The organism is Streptomyces sp. NPDC101234, from assembly GCF_044767525.1.
Lineage (GTDB): Bacteria > Actinomycetota > Actinomycetes > Streptomycetales > Streptomycetaceae > Streptomyces > Streptomyces sasae.
This window is the reverse complement of sequence record NZ_JBIWOA010000024.1, coordinates 123,741-142,911: the sequence shown is the minus strand read 5'-3', so window position 1 is coordinate 142,911 and position 19,171 is coordinate 123,741. Positions and strand designations below refer to the sequence as shown.

The 19,171-nt window shown below is 72.6% G+C and carries 17 protein-coding genes; 11 read left to right on the top strand and 6 right to left on the bottom strand.

The window, feature by feature from the left end:
* Window positions 1-183 precede the first annotated feature (183 nt).
* The 8 genes from ACIRR9_RS36225 (at window position 184) to ACIRR9_RS36190 (ending at window position 8,661) form a co-directional block, all read left to right on the top strand.
* Complete coding sequence (locus ACIRR9_RS36225; RefSeq protein WP_403760882.1) at window positions 184-1,233, top strand: BMP family ABC transporter substrate-binding protein; 1,050 nt, start codon at window positions 184-186, stop codon at window positions 1,231-1,233.
* The gene (locus tag ACIRR9_RS36220; protein ID WP_403760879.1) at window positions 1,214-2,758 is read left to right on the top strand and encodes an ABC transporter ATP-binding protein; all 1,545 of its coding nucleotides are present in this window, start codon (window positions 1,214-1,216) and stop codon (window positions 2,756-2,758) included. Before ACIRR9_RS36225 ends, ACIRR9_RS36220 begins: the two co-directional genes overlap by 20 nt.
* 1 nt (window position 2,759) lies before the next feature.
* Entirely contained in the window at window positions 2,760-3,821 is a 1,062-nt protein-coding gene (locus tag ACIRR9_RS36215; protein WP_403760876.1) for an ABC transporter permease, read from the top strand.
* Complete coding sequence (locus ACIRR9_RS36210; RefSeq protein ID WP_403760874.1) at window positions 3,821-4,687, top strand: ABC transporter permease; 867 nt, start codon at window positions 3,821-3,823, stop codon at window positions 4,685-4,687. The genes ACIRR9_RS36215 and ACIRR9_RS36210 overlap by 1 nt, the downstream gene beginning before the upstream one ends.
* Window positions 4,684-5,436 (top strand): nucleoside phosphorylase, encoded by a 753-nt coding sequence (locus ACIRR9_RS36205; protein ID WP_403760871.1) that lies wholly within the window; start codon window positions 4,684-4,686, stop codon window positions 5,434-5,436. Before ACIRR9_RS36210 ends, ACIRR9_RS36205 begins: the two co-directional genes overlap by 4 nt.
* Complete coding sequence (locus ACIRR9_RS36200; RefSeq protein WP_403760869.1) at window positions 5,433-6,734, top strand: amidohydrolase; 1,302 nt, start codon at window positions 5,433-5,435, stop codon at window positions 6,732-6,734. The genes ACIRR9_RS36205 and ACIRR9_RS36200 overlap by 4 nt, the downstream gene beginning before the upstream one ends.
* 55 nt (window positions 6,735-6,789) lie before the next feature.
* Window positions 6,790-7,461 (top strand): FadR/GntR family transcriptional regulator, encoded by a 672-nt coding sequence (locus tag ACIRR9_RS36195; protein WP_403760866.1) that lies wholly within the window; start codon window positions 6,790-6,792, stop codon window positions 7,459-7,461.
* Window positions 7,462-7,623: 162 nt separating this feature from the next.
* A complete protein-coding gene (locus tag ACIRR9_RS36190) occupies window positions 7,624-8,661 on the top strand; it encodes a PAC2 family protein (RefSeq protein ID WP_403760863.1) in 1,038 nt (345 codons plus the stop codon).
* Window positions 8,662-8,834: 173 nt separating this feature from the next.
* Here ACIRR9_RS36190 and mshC read toward each other — a convergent pair whose 3' ends face one another.
* The 4 genes from mshC to ACIRR9_RS36170 form a co-directional block, all read right to left on the bottom strand.
* On the bottom strand, window positions 8,835-10,064 hold the full coding sequence (mshC, locus tag ACIRR9_RS36185; RefSeq protein WP_365346458.1) for a cysteine--1-D-myo-inosityl 2-amino-2-deoxy-alpha-D-glucopyranoside ligase: 1,230 nt from the start codon (window positions 10,062-10,064) through the stop codon (window positions 8,835-8,837).
* 124 nt (window positions 10,065-10,188) lie between these two features.
* Window positions 10,189-11,004: an SCO1664 family protein gene (locus tag ACIRR9_RS36180; protein WP_403760860.1), complete on the bottom strand. Its 816-nt coding sequence runs from the start codon at window positions 11,002-11,004 to the stop codon at window positions 10,189-10,191.
* Entirely contained in the window at window positions 10,968-11,558 is a 591-nt protein-coding gene (locus ACIRR9_RS36175) for a DUF3090 domain-containing protein (protein WP_123978341.1), read from the bottom strand. Before ACIRR9_RS36175 ends, ACIRR9_RS36180 begins: the two co-directional genes overlap by 37 nt.
* A 97-nt stretch (window positions 11,559-11,655) precedes the next feature.
* Window positions 11,656-12,342: a histidine phosphatase family protein gene (locus ACIRR9_RS36170; RefSeq protein ID WP_384576598.1), complete on the bottom strand. Its 687-nt coding sequence runs from the start codon at window positions 12,340-12,342 to the stop codon at window positions 11,656-11,658.
* Window positions 12,343-12,404: 62 nt separating this feature from the next.
* Here ACIRR9_RS36170 and corA point away from each other — a divergent pair, with 62 nt between their 5' ends.
* On the top strand, window positions 12,405-13,409 hold the full coding sequence (corA, locus tag ACIRR9_RS36165; protein ID WP_403259550.1) for a magnesium/cobalt transporter CorA: 1,005 nt from the start codon (window positions 12,405-12,407) through the stop codon (window positions 13,407-13,409).
* A gap of 30 nt (window positions 13,410-13,439) precedes the next feature.
* On the opposite strand, the gene ACIRR9_RS36160 is transcribed toward corA, so the two are convergent.
* Both ACIRR9_RS36160 and ACIRR9_RS36155 read right to left on the bottom strand, forming a co-directional pair.
* Complete coding sequence (locus tag ACIRR9_RS36160) at window positions 13,440-14,228, bottom strand: ferritin-like domain-containing protein (protein ID WP_403760855.1); 789 nt, start codon at window positions 14,226-14,228, stop codon at window positions 13,440-13,442.
* 235 nt (window positions 14,229-14,463) lie between these two features.
* Window positions 14,464-15,519 (bottom strand): LLM class F420-dependent oxidoreductase, encoded by a 1,056-nt coding sequence (locus ACIRR9_RS36155; RefSeq protein ID WP_403760852.1) that lies wholly within the window; start codon window positions 15,517-15,519, stop codon window positions 14,464-14,466.
* Between the two features lie 162 nt (window positions 15,520-15,681).
* Between ACIRR9_RS36155 and ACIRR9_RS36150 the strand changes: the two genes are divergently transcribed.
* Together ACIRR9_RS36150 and ACIRR9_RS36145 are read left to right on the top strand one after the other, a co-directional pair.
* Window positions 15,682-16,665 carry an aldo/keto reductase gene (locus tag ACIRR9_RS36150; protein ID WP_403760849.1) on the top strand — a complete coding sequence of 328 codons (984 nt, stop codon included), beginning with the start codon at window positions 15,682-15,684 and terminating at the stop codon, window positions 16,663-16,665.
* A 200-nt stretch (window positions 16,666-16,865) separates the two neighbouring features.
* Complete coding sequence (locus tag ACIRR9_RS36145; RefSeq protein ID WP_403760963.1) at window positions 16,866-19,124, top strand: helix-hairpin-helix domain-containing protein; 2,259 nt, start codon at window positions 16,866-16,868, stop codon at window positions 19,122-19,124.
* The last annotated feature ends 47 nt before the right edge of the window (window positions 19,125-19,171 follow it).

The following is a 19,171-nucleotide window of genomic DNA, read 5'->3' as shown; positions in this document are numbered from 1 at the left end:
CGCCGCTTCCTCGACTTCGGTCGCTGTGCCGGCGACGGCTGTCGACGCTGACCGCTCCCCCTCAGCGTCCCTTTCCTCACTTCAGCTCGCCTCACATCGCATCACCTCGCTTCACCACACCTCACTTCACGCGCTCCAACGACGGAGCGCGCCCCTCCGCCTCGCCGCCCCCGGAAGGTCCCCATGCGCCGCAGACACCGCCGCACCCTGCAACTCGCCGCCGCCACCGCGCTCCTGGCCACCGCCGCCACCGCCTGCAACGCCGCCGCGAAGAGCGACACGTCGGACGCGGCCGGCCCGTCAGGGAAGACGTTCACCCTGGTCACCCCGGACGCCGTCGGCCAGAACGAGTTCCTCAAGCTCGCGGTCACCGGCATCAAGTCCGCGGCCAAGGCGCACAACGGGTCGCAGAAGGTCTACGAGTCCACCGACACCGCCTCCCAGCAGCAGAACGTGCAGGCCGCCGTGGACGCGGCACCGGACGTCATCGTCCTCGTCGGCTTCGAGTTCGCCGACCTGGTCGCCCAGCAGGCCAAGGCGCACCCGAAGCAGCGCTTCCTGATGATCGACGCCTGCACCACGAAGACGTACAAGAACGTGAGTTGCGCGGTCTTCCGCGAGCACGAGGGTGTCTACCTCGCGGGCGCCGAAGCGGGCCTGCTCAGCAAGTCCGGCCAGGTCGGCGCCGTGGACGTCCTCGACACGCCCCAGTTCCGCCGCTACAGCGACCCATTCGCGGCCGGCGCCAAGCAGGTCGCCGCGAAGACGTCCACGAGCACCCGTTTCGTCGGCGGCCAGTCGCCGTTCGACGACTCGGCCCGTGCCAAGGAGCAGGCGAACTCCCTGCTCGCCAAGGGCACCGACCAGATCATGGCGGCGGCCGCGGCCGGCAACTACGGCGTGTTCGAGGCGGCCAAGGCCAAGGGAGCGTTCGCCTACGGCGTCGACGTCAACCAGTGCCCCGCCGCGCCCGGCACGGTCGTCGACAACGTGATCAAGCGCACGGATGTCGCCGTCGAGAAGGGCATCGAGTCGGTGCTGGACGGCAAGGCGGGCACCACCGTGTCGTACGGCCTGAAGGAGGGCGGCATCAGCCTCACCGGACTCGAGGCCGGCGTCGACTCCTCCAAGTGCGTGATCGCCCAGCACAAGGACGTCCTCGCCAAGGTGAAGGCGCTGCGCGACGAGATCGTCGCCGGGAAGCTGACGGTCGATGACCCCGCCGCAGGCTGACCCTTCGGTCGCCGTCGAACTCCGGGGAATCACCAAGCGGTTCCCCGGCACACTCGCCAACGACCGCGTCGACCTGACCGTCCGGCACGGCGAGATCCACGCGCTGATGGGCGAGAACGGCGCGGGCAAGTCCACCCTGATGTCCGTCCTCTACGGCATGGAGCGGCCGGATGCCGGGACGGTCCATGCCGATGGGCGAGAGCTGAACTTCGCGAGCCCGTCCGACGCGATGGCCGCCGGGCTCGGCATGGTCCACCAGAGTTTCAAGCTGTTCGACTCACTGACGGTCGCCGAGAACGTCGTCTACGCGGCCGAGCCGCGCCGCTTCGGGCTGGTGGACCGGGCCGCGGCCCGCCGCCGGGTGCGTGAACTCGCGGACGAGCACGGGCTCGCCGTCGATCCGGACGCCCGGGTCGGTGACCTTCCGGTCGGGCTGCGGCAGCGCGTGGAGATCCTCAAGCTGCTGCACCGGGGTGCGCGGACGCTGATCCTCGACGAACCGACGGCCGTGCTCACGCCCGCCGAGGCGGACGCGCTCTTCGCCGTGCTGAAGTCGCTGGCCGCCGAGGGCCGTTCGGTGATCCTTGTCACGCACAAGCTGCGTGAGGTGCTGGAGGTCAGCGACCGGGTGACCGTGCTGCGGGACGGCCGGGTGGTGGCCCGGCTGGTCACGGCCGAGACCTCCGCCGACGAGATCGCCGCCGCGATGACCGGCCGGGCGGTGGAACTGGACCGCGTGCACGCGCCGGGCACCCCCGGGGACGTCGTCATCGATGTCACGGGCCTCAGCACCGACGGGGTGCGGGACGTCCGGCTCGCCGTCCGCGCCGGGGAGATCGTCGGCATCGCTGGGGTGGCGGGCAACGGGCAGAGCGAACTGGTCGAGGCGCTGGCCGGACTGCGGCCGGTCACCGGCGGCACGGTCCTGCTCCAGGGCGAGGACATCACGCACGCCTCGGCCACCGCACGCCGGGCGCGGGGACTCGCCTACGTCCCCGAGGACCGGCACGCGGTCGGTACGGCCCCGGCCGCCTCGGTCGCCGACAACCTGGCGATGGGCCATCACCGTACGGCCCTGTCCTCCCGGGGTCTGCTGTCGCCGTCCGCGGTGCGCGGCCATGCCCGCACGCTGGTCGAGCGGTTCGGCGTGAAGGCGGCGAGTCCGGAGGTGCCGGCGTCCGCGTTGTCCGGCGGCAATCTGCAGAAGCTGCTGATCGGCCGCGAACTCGCGCACGAGGCGCCGCTGCTGCTCGTCGAGCAGCCGACGCGCGGGGTCGACATCGGCGCCGTCCAGAACATCCACGACCAGCTGGTCGCGTATCGCGACGCCGGTCACGCGGTCCTGCTCGTCTCGGCCGAGCTGAGCGAGATCCGGGGGCTCGCGGACCGGGTGCTGGTCATGTACGAGGGCCGGATCACGGCGTCGTACCCGAAACACGAGGCCGACGAACGGTCGCTCGGGCTCGCGATGGCGGGTGCCCGGGAACCGGTGGAGACCGCGGAGACCGCGGAGACCCTGGACTGACATGAACCCCCGACTGAACCCCCGTATATACGAACGGATATCGGGAGCCGTGCGCTCCCCCGTCACGTTCTCCGTGGCCGCCGGTGTGCTCATCGGCGCCCTCTTCCTGCTCGGCACCGGCGCCGACCCGATCACCGCGTACGGTGCCGTGCTCACCGGCGCGCTCGGCGCCGACGGCATCGGGTCGACGCTGTCCACGGGCACCAGCGTGCTCGGCATGGCGCTGGCGCTGGCCATCCCGCTGCGGGCCGGGCTGATCAACCTGGGCGGCGACGGGCAGCTGGTGCTCGGCGGCATCACGGCCGCCGTCACCGGCCTGTACGTCCCGCTGCCGGCCCCGCTCACCGTCGCACTGGCGCTGCTCGCGGGCATGGCGGCGGGCGCCGGGTATGCGGCCCTCGCCGCGCTGTGCGAGAACCGGCTCGGTGTTCCGCTGCTGGTCAGCAGTCTGCTGCTGAGCTACCCGGCGGTGTCGCTGGCCTCCTATCTGGCCCGCTACCCGCTCAAGGAGCCCGGCTCCAGCCTGCCCCAGACCCGCGCGCTGAAAAACGGTGTCGCACTGCCCGCGTTCGGCGACTCGACGGTCACGGTGGGGCTGCTGCTGGTGCTGGCGGCGGCCGCCGCTTACTGGTTCACCGACCGGCGCACGGCCTTCGGCTACGAGATCCGGATGACCGGTCTCAACGCCCGCTTCGCCGCGTACGCGGGCATCGAACGCCGGGGTCTGACGCTGAGGTTGATGTCGGTGTCCGGTGCGCTGGCCGGACTCGTGGGCGCTGTCGGGGTGTTGAGCTTCCCGTACCGCTTCGTGGACGGCTCGCTGACCGCGCCCGGCTACACCTGGACCGGGCTCACGGCCGCGCTGCTCGCCGCCGCGGCCCCGCTGGGCACGGTGATCGCCTCCTTGTTCTTCGCCGTCCTCCAGGTCGGCGGGCTGGCGATGGAGCGGACCACCGAGGTGCCGCGCGAGCTGACGCAGGTGCTGCAGGCGATCGTGATCGTGTTCCTGGCGGCCCGACTGCGTTTCCCGCGCCGTCTGTTCCGCAGGCGGGAGGCCGTGTGATGGTCCTCGACTCCGATCTTGTGCTGTCGGCGCTGCGCGCGCTGACCCCGATCCTGCTGGCCGCGCTGGGCGGTGCCCTGTGCGAGCGGGCGGGGGTGTTCAACATCGGCCTCGAAGGCATGATGCTGCTCGGCTGCTTCACCTCGGTGGCGACGAGCTGGTTCACCGGCAGCGCGTGGCTGGGGGTGCTGGCCGCCGCGCTGGCCGCGGCCGCCTACTCGCTGATCCTGGCGGTGGGTGCGGTGACGCTGAAGGGGGACGCGGTGGTGCTGGGCATCGCGATGAACCTGCTGGCGGTGGGTCTGACGAGTTTTCTGTTGCGTACGGTCTTCGGTGTGCAGGGCACCTTCGATGATCCGACCCTGGCCGGGCTGCCGCTCGTCGGCGGTTTCACGCCGCTCGCCTACCTGGCGTTCGCGCTGGTCGCCGTGGCCGCGCTGCTGCTGTCCCGGCATGTGTGGGGGCTCAGGCTGCGCGGGGTCGGCGAGGCCCCGGACGCGGCGGCCTCGCTCGGTGTGAGCCCGGTGAAGTACAAGTACGGCGCCGTGCTGGTCTCGGGTGTGCTCTGCGGGCTCGCCGGGGCCCAACTCGCCCTCGGGAACGTCACGTTGTTCTCCGAGAACATGACGGCGGGGCGCGGTTGGATCGCCGTCGTGGCCGTGCTGCTCGGCCGCGCCGCGCCGCTCGGTGTGCTGCTCGCCGCGCTGTTGTTCGGGCTCGCCGAGGCGGCCGGTTTCCGTCTTCAGGGCCTCGGTCTGCCGCAGCAGGCGACGGATGCCGCGCCGTACGTGGTGACGCTCGGCGCCCTCTTCCTCTCGACGGCCCGCCGCCGTCGCCGTACCCCTTCTCCCGGAGTCGCCGCATGACGCAGGATCTGCTGCCCATCACCCGAATACCGCGCACGGGGCTGCCGGCGCACGCGCTCGTGGTCGGGGACCCGGCGCGGGCGGCGGCGGTGGCCGGGCTGCTCGACGGCGCGGAGGAGGTGTCGTACCACCGTGAGTACCGGGTGTTCAGCGGGAGTTGGAAGGGACTGCCGGTGACGGTGGCCTCGCACGGGGTGGGGGCGCCGGGGGCGGTTCTGCTGTTCCAGGAGCTGGCCGATGCCGGGGTGCGCACGTTTGTGCGGTTCGGTACCGCGGGAGCGATGAAGCCGGGGATCGCGGACGGCGATCTGGTCATCGCGGAGGCGGCGGTGCGGGACGACGGGGTGACCCAGCAGTTGCTGCCGCCGGAGTACCCGGCGTACTCCGCGCCGGAGGCGGTGTTCGCGCTGCAGCGGGCCGCGCGCGAGTCGGGCGCCCCGCATCACCGGGGGGTGGTGTGGACACGGGCGGCCTTCCAGCCGGGGCTGCTGCCGCTGTTCTCGTACCAGGGGGCCGGACTGGCCGCGATCGAGATGGAGTTGTCCGCGCTGCTGGTGACGGCGTCGCTGCGCGGCCTGGTCGCGGGCGGGGTGCTGGTCGTGGACGGTGCCAACGCCGACGAGCTGGTGGACGAGGAGGCGACCGGTGGGTACGACCCGCACCGGGACGTCGTCGTGGCCGGTGTCGAACGCGGTGCGGTGGTGTCGCTGGAGGCGCTGCGGCTGCTGGCGGAGGGGAACGAGGCGTGAGCATCGACCTGTTGGTGCGGGGCGGGGACGTCCTCACCGTCGACGACGCCTCGACCGTCGTACGGGACGGGGCCGTCGCCGTCCACGAGGGTGAGATCGTGGCGGTGGGGGCGGCCGCGGACCTCGCCGGGCGGTACACCGCCCGCGAGACGATCGACGCCGAGGGCTGTCTGGTCCTTCCCGGGTTCGTCAACGCGCACACCCATCTCGCCATGACCCTGCTGCGCGGCCGTGCCGACGACGTGACCCTCCAGGGTTTCCTGGAGAAGGTGCTGGCGTGGGAGGCCGAGCTGCTGGCGCCGGGGAACGTCGCGGCGGGGGTGCGGCTGGCGGTCGCGGAGAGCGTACGGGCCGGGGTCACCTCGGCGCTGGACATGTACTGGTTCCACGAGGCGGCCGAGGCGGCGGCCCGGGAGGCGGGCTGGCGACTGCACACCGGGCCGACCTTCATGGACGTGCCGCAGCCACCGGACGGGCTCGGGTACGAGGAGCGGCTCGGCTGGGCCCGGCGGGACCTGGAGGCGCGCGGGGACGCGGGTCCCGGCCGGCGGCCGGTGGTCTTCGCGCACTCCGCCTACACCCTCTCCCCCGCCCAGCTGACCGAAGTGTTCGCGCTGGCCCGGGAGTTCGGTGCGCTGGTGCACATCCACGCGGCCGAGAACGCCACCGAGGTGGCCACCGTCGAGGTCAAGCACGGCAAACGGCCGGTGGAGTTGCTGGACTCGCTCGGGCTGCTGGGCCCGGATGTGCTGCTCGCGCACGCCGTCGATCTGACCGGCCCGGAGATCGCGGCCATCGCCCGCTCGGGTACGGCGGTCGCCCACTGTCCGGTGTCGAACCTCAAGCTGGGCTGCGGGATCGCGCCGGTGCCCCGGCTGCTCGGCGCGGGCGTGACCGTGGGACTGGGCACGGACGGGGCGGTCAGCTCCAACTCGCTCGATGTGCTGGGGGCGGTTCGGCAGGCGGCGCTGGTGCACAAGGCGGGCGGCGACCCCACGGCGGTCGGCGCGGAGCAGGCCGTACGGATGGCGACGATCGGGGGTGCGCGGGCGCTCGGGCTCGGTGACCGGCTGGGGTCGCTGGAGGTCGGCAAGCGGGCGGACCTGATCGTGGTCGATCTGGACGCGCCGCATCTGCGGCCGCCGCACGATCCCTGGTCGACGCTCGCGTACGCGGCGCACTCGGCGGATGTGCGGGACGCCGTGGTCGACGGGCGGGTGCTGATGCGCGGGCGGGAACTGCTCACGCTGGACGAGCGGGCCGTGCTCGCCGCCGTCGAAGACCTCTCCATGTCCTGATCGGGTCGCATAATGTGGCTGAGACATCGGATGTCTGAGCGACAGGGAGGCCAGTATGGCAGTCACCGATGAGGCGATCGAGAAGATCAAGGACATGATCGTCTCCGGTGCGCTGCGCCCCGGCGACCGGTTGCCCAAGGAGAGCGAACTCGCCGCCGAACTGGGCCTGTCCCGCAACTCGCTCAGGGAGGCGGTGCGGGCCCTGTCGCTGATCCGGATCCTGGACGTCCGGCAGGGCGACGGCACGTATGTCACCAGTCTGGACCCACAGTTGCTCCTGGAGGCGATGAGCTTCGTCGTCGACTTCCACCGCGACGACACGGTCCTGGAGTTCCTGGCGGTACGCCGGATCCTGGAGCCGGCCGCGACCGCGATGGCCGCGTCCCGGATCGGCGAGCAGCAACTGGACGCGCTCGCGGCCCAGTTGGACGCACTGGGCGCGGAGCCCTCGGTGGAGGAACTGGTCGCCTGCGACCTGGAGTTCCATCGGGGGATCGTGCAGAGCTCGGGGAACTCGGTGCTCTGTTCGCTCCTTGACGGGCTGTCCGGGCCGACCACCCGGGCCCGGATCTGGCGCGGACTGACCCAGGAGGACGCGGTCGCCCGCACCCTGCGCGAGCACCGGGCGATCCTGGCCGCGCTGCGCGACCGGGACGCGGAGGCGGCCCGCTCCTGGGCGACCGTGCACATCGCGAGCGTGGAGCAGTGGCTGCGCAGCAGCCTGTGAAGCGCTTGCTGCCGGGTGCGGTTCCTCCGCGAAGCGGGGTGTTCGAGGGTGGCGAACGGGGCAGTGATCCGTTCACTCCCCCGTGCAAGGGGGCTGCGGGCGCCCCCGTTGGACGCCGTAAGGTTGGGGCGTACGCGAGGGCACGTCGGAAGGAGGCACTGGGTGATCGAGCTGGAGGGGGTTCCCGAGCTGATCGACCCAGTCATGGTGGCCGCGTTCGAAGGCTGGAACGATGCCGGCGACGCCGCCTCCACCGCGGTCGCACATCTGGAGCGGGAGTGGAAGGGCGAGGTGTTCGCGGCGCTCGACGCCGAGGACTACTACGACTTCCAGGTGAACCGCCCCACGGTGTGGATGGACGCCGGCGTGCGCAAGATCACCTGGCCGACCACACGGCTGTCGGTGGTCCGGGTCGGCGGCGACAAGCCGCGCGACCTGGTACTGGTCAGAGGCATCGAGCCGTCCATGCGCTGGCGCTCGTTCTGCAACGAGCTGCTCGGCTTCGCCCACGAGCTGGGCGTCGAGCTGGTGGTGGTCCTGGGCGCGCTGCTCGGTGACACCCCGCACACACGTCCGGTACCGGTCAGCGGGGTCACGTCCGACTCCGACCTGGCCCAGCGGATGGACCTGGAGGAGACCAAGTACGAGGGTCCGACCGGGATCGTCGGTGTCCTCCAGGAGGCGTGCACGCACGCGGGCGTCCCGGCGGTCTCGCTGTGGGCGGCGGTGCCGCACTACGTCTCCCAGCCGCCCAACCCGAAGGCCACACTGGCCCTGCTCAACCGCCTGGAGGACCTGCTCGACCTGCGGATCCCGCTGGGCGAGCTGCCCGAGGACGCGCGTGCCTGGCAGGTCGGGGTGGACCAGCTGGCCGCGGAGGACAGCGAGGTCGCCGAGTACGTGCAGACGCTGGAGGAGGCCCGGGACACCGCCGAGCTGCCCGAGGCGTCCGGCGAGGCGATCGCCCGTGAGTTCGAGCGGTATCTGCGGCGCCGGGACGTCAGCCCGCCGGGCGGGCACGCCACGGCGGACGGCAGCGACAGCGCGTCGTATCTGCGGGACAGCCCGGGGAACCCGGGCGGCAAGGCACGGCCGCCGCGGCCGCCGAAGCCGGACGCGCCCGGGAGCGCGGGGAATGCCGGGGACGTCGGGGACACCGAGGATCCGGATTCGGACGGCGAGGACACCTCCGAGGACTGAGACAGGGGCGGTACGCGCAGTGCGTACCGCCCCTGTCCGTCGGGGGCCGACCGTCGATCGCCGGCCTCGCGCCGGTGGGGGCTGAGCGCGCAGTTCCTCCCCCAGCCTTCGGCTGGGGGTACCCCCAGCGCCCCTGAAAGCCTCGAAGACGGGGCGCGGATGCCTGCGTTCGCCTAGAGGGCCACGCCCAGCAGGGCGTCCACCGCTCGTGACACGACCCCGGGTGCGCCCGTGTCCGTGCCGCCCTGGTCCTGCTGCAGCGCCGCCCAGCGGTCGACGGCCGCCAACGCGGCGGGCGCGTCCAGGTCGTTGCTGAGGGCCTCGCGGATCTCCTCCACCAGGGCCTCCGCAGGGGGGCCGTCGGGGCGGGAGACCGCCGCGCGCCAGCGGGCGAGGCGCTCCTCGGCGTCCCGCAGCACCTGGTCGGTCCACTCCCAGTCGGAGCGGTAGTGGTGGGAGAGGAGGGCCAGGCGGATCGCGGCCGGGTCCACACCGTCGCGGCGCAGCTGCGAGACGAAGACCAGGTTGCCCCTGGACTTGGACATCTTCTCGCCGTCGAGGCCGACCATGCCGGCGTGCACGTACGCCTTGGCCATCGGGAACTCGCCGGTGAGCACCTGGGCGTGCGAGGCGCCCATCTCGTGGTGCGGGAAGGCCAGGTCGGAGCCGCCGCCCTGGACGTCGAAGGTCATGCCGAGATGGTCGAGGGCGATGGCCACGCACTCGATGTGCCAGCCCGGCCGGCCGCGGCCGAGGGAGCCGCCGTCCCAGCTGGGCTCGCCCTCGCGGGCGGCCATCCAGAGCATCGGGTCCAGCGGGTTCTTCTTGCCCGGGCGGTCGGGGTCGCCGCCGCGCTCGGCGGAGAGCAGCCGCATGGCGGCCGCGTCGAGGCCCGAGACCTTGCCGAAGTGGGGGTCGGCCTCGACGGAGAAGTAGGTGTCGCCCTCGAGCTCGTAGGCGGCGCCTAGGTCGCGCAGCCGCTCCACCAGCGGCACGATGCCGGGTATCGCCTCGACCGCGCCTATGTAGTGCTGCGGCGGCAGCATCCTGAGGGCGGTCATGTCCTCGCGGAAGAGGGTGGTCTCCTGCTCGGCCAGGGCGACCCAGTCGACGCCGTCGCGCTCCGCGCGTTCGAGCAGCGGGTCGTCGACGTCCGTCACGTTCTGGACATAGTGCACCTGCCGCTTGGTGTCGAGCCACACGCGCTGAACCAGGTCGAACGCGTTGTAGGTCGCCGCGTGACCCATGTGGGTCGCGTCGTACGGCGTGATGCCGCAGACGTAGATACGGGCGACGGGACCGGGGTCAAGGGTGACCGGACCACCGGTCGCGGTGTCGTGGATCCTCAGGTCGCGGCCCTGACCAGGCAGGGCGGGGACCTCGGAAGCGGGCCAGGCATGCATGTACATGAGCGTAACCGGACCAGAGTTCGGTATACGAACCGGATCACGCCGGACGGCCGGAAAGGCACTCTTGATCTTGCGTCGCGGATGTGCCGCGCGGTGCTGGAGGGGCGCTGAAGGGGCTCTACACGGGCGGCCAGGGGATGGCCGGCCACTCGCCGCTCGGTTCCGGGTGCTTCCCGGCGGCGAGCAGCGCGTCCACACGCGCGCGTGTGGCGTCGAGTTCGGCGGCGGTGATCAGTTCGGCGAGCCGGGTCCCGAGAGCCCCGCCGAGGGCCCCGTGCAGGCCCTGGAGGACCTCCACGGCGTCGGCGGTGAGCGACTCGCCCGCCCAGCCCCACAGCAGGGTGCGCAGCTTGTTGTCGACGTTGAAGGTGACTCCGTGGTCGATGCCGTACAGCCGGCCGTCGGCGGTGGGCAGCAGATGGCCGCCCTTGCGGTCGGCGTTGTTGATGACGGCGTCGAGGACGGCGAGCCGGCGCAGCCGTTCGTCGTCGGCGTGCACCAGCAGCGCGGTCTTCCCGTCGCCGACCTCGGCGAACCCGACGGCCTTCCAGCCGGGCCCGGGCTCCTCCGCGTCCACCAGGGCGAGCACGTCGGCGCCGTCGGGGGCCACGTCGATCCAGAGCTGGACCATGCCCTCGCCGTACGGGCCGTCGCGCAGCACGGTGGGCGGGACCAGGTCCCAGCCGGTGGCCGCGGCGACCTCGTAGGCGGCGACCTCGCGCTGGGCGAGGGTGCCGTCGGGGAAGTCCCACAGCGGGCGCTCGCCTGCGACCGGCTTGTAGACGCAGGACGCCTCCTCGCCGTCGTACGCGACCGTGCAGAACAGCGCCGCGTTGGAGGCGTCGCGGATACGGCCGCGCACCTTCAGCTCACCGTGGGCGAGCAGGTCGGCGGCGGTCACGCTCCGCGGCGGTATCCGTTCTGGCGCGGACATACGTGTCCTTCCGGGTCGAGCGGGAGGCTGCACAGCGGGCACGGCGGCCGCCCGGCGTTGACGACGTCCAGGGCGCGCTTGGCGAAGGCCCTGGCCTGCGCGCCGGTCAGCCGGACCCGCAGCATCGGGGGTCCGTTCTCCTCGTCCTGGAGGAGGCGCTCCTCGGCCTCGGCGAGGTCCTCCTCGGACTCGGCGTCCAGCTCGACGAGGGCCTGGGCCTCGACGATCATGCGCTCGTCCTCGCCGTCCCAGGCGAGCGCCATGGTGCCGACGCGGAACTCCTCCTCGACGGGGGTGTCCAGCGGGGCGCTGTCGGCGATCTCGTTGGGGGCGACGGCGGGCACGGCCGCGTTGCCGCCGCTGCGCCGTACGACCTCGTCGAGGAGTTCGTCCATGCGTTCGGCGAGAGCGGCCACCTGGGTCTTCTCCAGGGCCACGCTGGTCGTCCGGGGGCCGGCCGTGGCCTGGAGGAAGAACGTACGGCGTCCGGGCAGTCCGACCGTGCCCGCCACGAAGCGGTCCGGCGGATCGTAGAGGAACACCTGACGGGACACGTCCTGTCTCCATGGGAATCGAGGGTGCGTGGGCTCGGGCGAGCGGCGGCTACCGGGGGCGTTTACGTGGATCGCTTCACCCTACTGCGGCTGACGATCACGGCGCGCCGGCGCCGCCACCGACCGGGGCGTCTTCCCCCGGAGGTTCCTCGCGGGGGGCAAGGGAGGCGAAATCCCCGGTGTCGCCGAGACGAACGAGAAACGGCCTGAGGCGGGTGTAGCGGATCGCGGTGACGGAACACGGTTCGACGGAGATCCGCTGGAAGAGATCGAGATGCAGACCGAGCGCGTCCGCGACGAGGGACTTGATGATGTCACCGTGCGAGCACATGAGGTAGACGGCGTCGGCGCCGTGGTCGCGCTCCACGCGCGCGTTCCACTCGCGGACGGCCTCGGCGGCGCGGGTCTGCATGGCCCGCATGGACTCGCCGCCCGGGAAGGCGGCGGCCGACGGGTGGGCCTGGACGACCTCCATCAGCGGCTCGTCCTTGAGCTCGGCGAGCTTGCGGCCGGACCAGTCGCCGTAGTGGGCCTCGCCGATCCGCTCGTCGGTGTGGGCGGTGAGGTGGGGCCTGGCCTCCAGGAGGGGGCGGATCGTCTCCTGGCAGCGCTGCAGCGGACTGGTGACGACCTCGGAGATCGGCAGCCCGGCGAGCCGGCCGGGCAGCGCGGCGGCCTGGGCGGCGCCGCGCTCGTCGAGGGCGACACCCGGCGTCCAGCCGGCGAGCACGCCCGAGGTGTTGGCGGTGGACCGTCCGTGCCTTACGAGGATCAGCGTGGGCATGCGGCCCAGGGTAGGCGCACGCCGAAGTGCGCGGTCGGGCGGCCGACGGGAGAATACGCTCCGTGATCGTCGACTGCGCCATCTACCAGGACGGGGAGCGGACGGAGACCCCGCAGGACTTCTCCGACGCGCTGGCGGAGGCACGCACGCGTGGCGACAGTTTTCTGTGGATCGGCCTGTACGAACCGACCGAGCGCGAGTTCGACCTGGTCACCGACGAGTTCGGGCTGCATCCGCTGGCCGTCGAGGACGCCCTGACCGCCCACCAGCGGCCCAAGCTGGAGGTGTACGACGACTCGATGTTCGTCGTCCTGAAACCGGTGAACTACGAGCCGAAGAGCGACACGGTGACCTCCGGCGAGCTGATGGTCTTCATCGGGGACTCCTTCGTGGTCACCGTGCGCCACGGGACGCCGTCGCCGCTCGGGGACATCCGGCGGCATCTGGAGGAGCAGCACGAGTTGCTGAGGCACGGGCCCACGGGGGTGCTGTACTCGATCTCCGACGCGATCGTCGACCACTATCTGGAGGTCTCGGCCGAGTTGCAGAGCGACCTGGAGGAGCTGGAGGCCGAGGTGTTCTCGCCGGGCAGCGGCGGCTCCCGGTACACCGCGTCGCGGATCTACACCTTCAAGCGGCAGATCCTGGAGTTCCGCAGGGCCACCGTGCCGCTGGCCCTGCCCATGACAAAGCTGGCGGGGGCGGGCCAGTACGGCGGGGCGATGACGGTGCCCTTCGTGCAGGACCAGTCGCGGCCGTTCTTCCGGGACGTCAACGACCATCTGCTGCGGGTGAACGAGGGGGTGGAGTCCCTGGACCGGCTGGTGTCGGACATCCTCAGCGCCCATCTCGCGCAGATGAGCGTGCGGCAGAACGACGACATGCGGAAGATCTCCGCATGGGCGGCCATGGCCGCGGTCCCCACGATGATCGCGGGGATCTACGGCATGAACTTCGACCACATGCCCGAGCTGCACTGGTACTGGTCGTACCCGACGGTGATCATGGTCATGGCCGTGCTGGAGTGGGTGCTGTACCGGCTGTTCAAGCACCGCGGCTGGATGTGAGCCGCCGGCCGCCGGTCAGGCGGCCCTCGGTCAGGCGGACTCCGGGGCGGGGGCGGCGGGGCCGCCCAGGGCGTTCCTGCGCTCGGGCATCCGCAGCGTGACCATGCGGCGCCAGCCGGCGGCGCGCTCGTAGGCGTAGTCGGCGTGGATGCCGGCCGCGAGGAGCGCGGTCCTGGCCTTCGGCCAGCCGAGGATGCGGCCCATGCGGGCCATGACGGCGAGGCTGACGTCCCGGTGGATCCGGATCTCGGCGAGGGCGCACTCACGCAGCGTGCGCTGGATGGCGTGGCCGTGTCCGGCGTACGCGAAGCGCAGCAGTTCCTCGTGGCAGTAGGCGAGGTGGTTGTCCTCGTCGTGGGAGATCATCTTCACCGCGCGCCCCAGGTCCGGGTGGTCGGCGAAGTGCCGGTGCAGCAGTTCCATCTGCTCGGCGGCGCGCTGTTCGGTGACCCGGCTGTGGGCGAGGTAGGTGACGATCTCCGGTACGGTGAGCGGCCGGTCGGACCGGAGCCGGTGGTGGGCGAGCCCGATCCCGTGCCGTTCCAGGAGCATCGTGTAATCGGTGTCCGGCGGTACCGGAACGCGTGTCAGCCCGCGCTTCTTGAGCAGGGCGTCGAAGATGCGGCCGTGCTTGTCCTCGTCGGCTCCATGGCGGGTGATCTTGGGGGCCAGGTCGCGTTCGCTCCGCGGTACCAGCGCGGCGATCCGCGCGTTCTCCCAGCCGCCCTGGGACTCCCCGCTGGCCGCGATGGAGCAGAAGAGCCGGAACGACTCGTCGTTGTCGAGGATCTCCTGGAACAGACTCCTGGCCGACAGCATCGTGGGCACCTCTCTGGAGGACTCACCGAACCCGCAAAAAACGAGTCAAATGCCGCATCGAGGCCATGGCAACAGTTGTGCGGGCGGACTCGGCCGAACGGAGGAGCACCAGGGTCGCACCGGGGGCGTAACCGCGCGGGCACGGGCGCGTTGTTCTCCGTGACGGCCGTGGCGGGGAAGACCCCCCGAGCCCCCACCACGGCCGTGGACCTCTCCCCCGCTGCGGGCCCGGTGGCTACGCGAGCCCGGCGCGCTCCACCGCCTCGGCGCCGGCCCGCAGCGAGGCGAGCCGCTCGTCCAGGGTGAAGCCGGCGGGGGCGAGGGACAGCGTGGTGACCCCGGCGGCCGCGTAGGCCTTCATGCGGTCGGCGATCCGGTCCACGGAGCCGAGCAGCGTGGTCTGGTCGATCAGCTCCTGCGGAACCGCGGCAGCGGCCCCGTTCTTGTCGCCGGACAGGTACTTGTCCTGGATCTCGGCGGCCTCCCGCTCGTAGCCCATGCGCCGGGCGAGCTGGTTGTAGAAGTTCTGCTTGGCGCTGCCCATACCGCCGACGTAGAGGGCGGTGTACGGGCGGAAGGTGTCGGCGAGCTCGGCCACGTCCTTGTCGTCGCCGACGGCGAGCGGCAGCGTCGGGCAGACGTCGAACCCGTCGAGGGTCTTCCCGGCCTTCTCCCGCCCCGCACGCAGGTACTTGACGGCCGTCTCCTCCAGATGCTCGGCGGACGGGAAGATCAGCAGGGCGCCGTCGGCGATCTCACCGGTCTGCTCCAGGTTCTTCGGCCCGATGGCGGCGATGTAGACCGGGATGTGCTCGCGCTCCGGGTGCACGGTCAGCCTGATCGGCTTGCCCGGGCCGCCCGGCAGCGGCAGCGTCCAGTGCTCGCCCTCGAACGTCAGCCGTTCCCGGGACATCGCCCTGCGCACGATCTCCACGTACTCGCGGGTGCGGGACAGCGGCTTGTCGAACTTGACGCCGTACCAGCCCTCGGAGACCTGGGGTCCGGAGACGCCGAGGCCGAGCCGGAAGCGGCCGCCGGAGAGGGAGTCGAGGGTGGCGGCGGTCATCGCGGTCATGGCCGGCTGCCGGGCCGGGATCTGGAAGATGGCCGAACCGACGTCGATGCGCTCGGTCTTCGCGGCGACCCAGCTGAGCACGGTGGCGGCGTCGGAGCCATAGGCCTCGGCGGCCCAGCACACGGCGTAACCGAGCCGCTCGGCCTCCTGCGCCACGGCCAGATTGTCCCCGTCCATCCCGGCGCCCCAGTAGCCGAGGTTGATCCCGAGCTGCATGGCCGTTCCCCTTACCGATCAGTAACGTCGCTGTTGCGAGAGACCTTAGCGCGGAGAATTCCGGTGCGGGCGTAGCGGGCGCGACAGAGCTGCACGTGGTGGGGAAAATCGGTTATCCACAGGCAACCCAACGCAGCAACTCTGGCCAGTAATCTCGCGGGCATGGAGCAGAGGCATCTCGGCCGGACCGGCCTGCGCGTGTCCAGAATCGGACTCGGCACCCTCACCTGGGGCCGGGACGTCGACGAGCACGACGCCGCGGACATGCTGAAGGCGTTCTGGGAGGCCGGCGGAACCCTCGTCGACACCGCGGACGTGTACGGCGACGGAGAGGCCGAGTATCTGCTCGGACAGCTCATGGAAGGCCTGGTGCCACGCCGGGACCTGGTCATCTCGACGAAGGCGGGCAGCGTCCCCGACCCCGACCGCCGCTTCGACGGCTCCCGCGGCCATCTGCTCGCCGCGCTCGACGCCTCGCTCGCCCGCCTGGGCACGGACTACGTGGACGTCTGGCACGTGCACGCCTACGACCCGGACACCCCGCTGGAGGAGACCCTCCAGGCCATCGACCTGGCCGTCAGCAGCGGCCGCGCCCGCTACGCCGGGGTCTCCAACTTCTGCGGCTGGCAGCTCGCGAAGGCGGCGACCTGGCAGCTCGCGGCGCCCGGCACCCGCACCCGGCTGTCCAGCACCCAGCTGGAGTACTCGCTGCTCCAGCGGGGCGTCGAACGCGAGGTGCTGCCGGCCGCGCTGGACCTGGGCATCGGCCTGCTGCCGTCCTCCCCGCTGGGCCGCGGCGTGCTCACCGCGAAGTACCGCAACTCCACTCCCCCGGACTCACGCGGCGCCTCCGAACACCTCGCACCGTTCGTCGCGCCGTACCTCGACGACACCGCGAGCCGGATCGTGGACGCGGTGCAGACGGCGGCGGACGGGCTCGCGGTGACACCGCTGCAGATCGCCCTCGCCTGGGTGCGGGACCGGCCGGGCGTGACCGCGCCGATCGTCGGCGCGCGCAACGCGCAGCAGCTCACGGCGGCATTGTCAGTGGAGGCCCTTAGTCTTCCTGACGAGATCTGCCGGGCGCTGGACGATGTGTCGGCGCCCGTGCACCGCTATCCCGATCACGACTGGAGCACGCTGTGAGCACGGAGCCGGGGCTGGGCGCCAAGCCCGAGGCCGACGGGGCAACGACGGCCGAGGGGACGACGGAGGCCGCGGACCTCACCGCCGGCACGACCGGGGCGAGCGAGTCGCCGGACGCCGATGCCCGCGCGGCCGACACGGGCGGCCGGGGCGACGACGGGGCTGACGGGGCCGAGGGCGGCGGAGCCGACGGTGACGCGATGGAGGACGGCGTGATCGGAGGCGGCGATGCGGCCGCCGCGGGCACGGCCGCGGCCCCGGGGAGTAACGGGGACGACGGCGCCGCGATCGAGGACGACGCGGTCGAGGGCGGCGATGCGGCCGCCGCGGCTCCTGAGAGCGACGGAGGCGACGCGGCGGACCCGGGTGGCGTCGGTGGAGTGAGCGAGGCTCGGGGCGGCGAGGCCTCCGTCGGCTCCGTGGCGGACGGCGGAGACGGTTCGGGGGACGGCGGGTCGGCAGGTGGGTCCCAGCGGTCCGAGGCCGAGGCCGAGTTGGCCGCTCAGCAGGTCGAGCGGGAGCGGATCGAGCGGCGGAAGGCCGAGCGGACGGGGCCCATCGAGAGCGGGGCCAAGCTGAGCGGCAAGGCGGCCGATCTGCTCGCGGCGATCCGGGCGGTGGAGGGCGGCGAGAAGCCGGCGGCCACCGCGTTCGGCGACCCGGAGCCGGCTCCGCGCCGGGCTGCCCCCGCCCCGGAGCCGGTCCGCCGGCCACAGCCCGCCGCCCCTGCCGCCGTCGCGCCCGCCGCGGAGGCGGTCGCCGCGGTACGCCGTGTCCTCGCCGACGGCGGTGCGCCCGAGTCGCTCGCGCCCCAGGTCACCGCCGCCCTCGGCGAGGGAGCCGACGCGCTGCTGCGGGAGGACCCCTGGCACCTGCTCCGGGTCTCCGGGGTACGCCCGGACCAGGCCGACGGGTTCGCGCGGGCGCTGCTCGGCGCGGAGTGCGGTCCGGACGACGAGCGACGCGGCCGGGCGGTGACCGGCTGGCTCCTCGAGCAGGCCGCCGTGGCCGGGCACACCGCGCTGGAGATGCCCGCGCTCACCGCCGCGCTGGCCCAGCGGGCGGTGCACGACCCGGAGGCGGCCGTGCAGGACGCGATCGCCGAGGGCGAGGCGCTGGTCTTCCAGGACGCGCTGGATCCGGGCGCCCCCGAGCCCGAGGACGACGAGGAGGAGCGGCCGGTCCGGGTCCTGGTCGGTCTCGAGCGGTACGCGCTGGCCGAGGAGAGCCTCGCCGACGGACTGGCCCGGCTGGTCAACTCCCTGTCCAAGGACGCCTCGGAGCCCTGGGAGGCGGCCGCCGCGGCGGCCTCCGGCGGCGCGGCCGAGCTGGCCAGGGCGGTCGCCGGGCACGGCCTCGTCCTGCACACGGGCGGCGAGGCGGCCCGCGCCGAACCGGCGGCCCTGCTGACCGCCGCCCGCGCCGCTGGGCTGCGCGCCTTCGCCGCCACGCACGCCCCCGACGGACGCCGCCGTCCCACCGCGTTGTCGGCGGACGGCGGGGAAGCCGTCGGCACCGTCGCCGGTCTCCTCTCCGGTGCGGAGGGCCCCGGCCGGGACACGGACGGTGCGCTCGCCCTCGACCTGCTGATCGTGCTGGACGCGCCCCAACTGGACGTGGAGGACGCGGCGATCCTCGTGGAGGCGCTGCCCGACGGGGCCCGGCTGGTGCTGAGCGGCGATCCGGCGGTGCTGTGGTCGGCGGGTGCCGGGCGGGTCTTCGCCGACCTGCTGGCGGCCCGGGTCTGCCCGCAGATCGCCTCCCGCACGCCCGACCCCGGTCCGCTCGGCGAGCTGGTCTCCGGGATCGGCGTCGGCGAGCTCCTTCAGGTCGAGGCGCCCGGCAAGGAGATCGTGATCGTGCCGGTGCGGGACGCGGGCGAGGCGGTGCACCGGACGGTGCAGCTGGTCGCCGACTCCGTGCCGCGTGCGATCGGCGTCCCCGCCGAACAGACCGTGGTGATCACCCCGGGCCATGGCGGCGCGGCCGGCACCCGCGCCCTCAACACCGTCCTCAAGGAACGGCTCAATCCGGGCCCCGGCCGCTTCGGCGGCTTCGACCCCGGTGACCGGATCGCCTACTCCCCCGCCCCGGGCCGTACGGTCCCGGGCCAGGTGGTGACGGCCGACGCCGACGGACTGCACCTGTCGTGCGCGGGGGTGACCGTCGTCGTACCGAAGGAGCGGGTGGAGCAGTCCGTCCGCCACGGCTGGGCCCTGACCGCGCACCAGGCGGTGGGCAGCCGGTGGCCGGCGGCGGTCGTGGTCCTCCCCGGTGACGCGGCCCAGTCCCTCAGCCGCCCCTGGGTGTACACGGCGTTCAGCAGGGCTGAGCGCCATCTGTCGGTGGTCCACGGCGTGGAGCAGGCCCTGCCGAGAGCGGTGTCCGAAGCCCTGCCGAAGCCCCGGACGACCCGCCTCCCGCTCCTGCTCAAGACACAGGTCCCGGCCGCGAACTGAACGGCACGCCGGGGAGCCTGCCCCGGCGTGCCGCCGGCCGGCGGCGC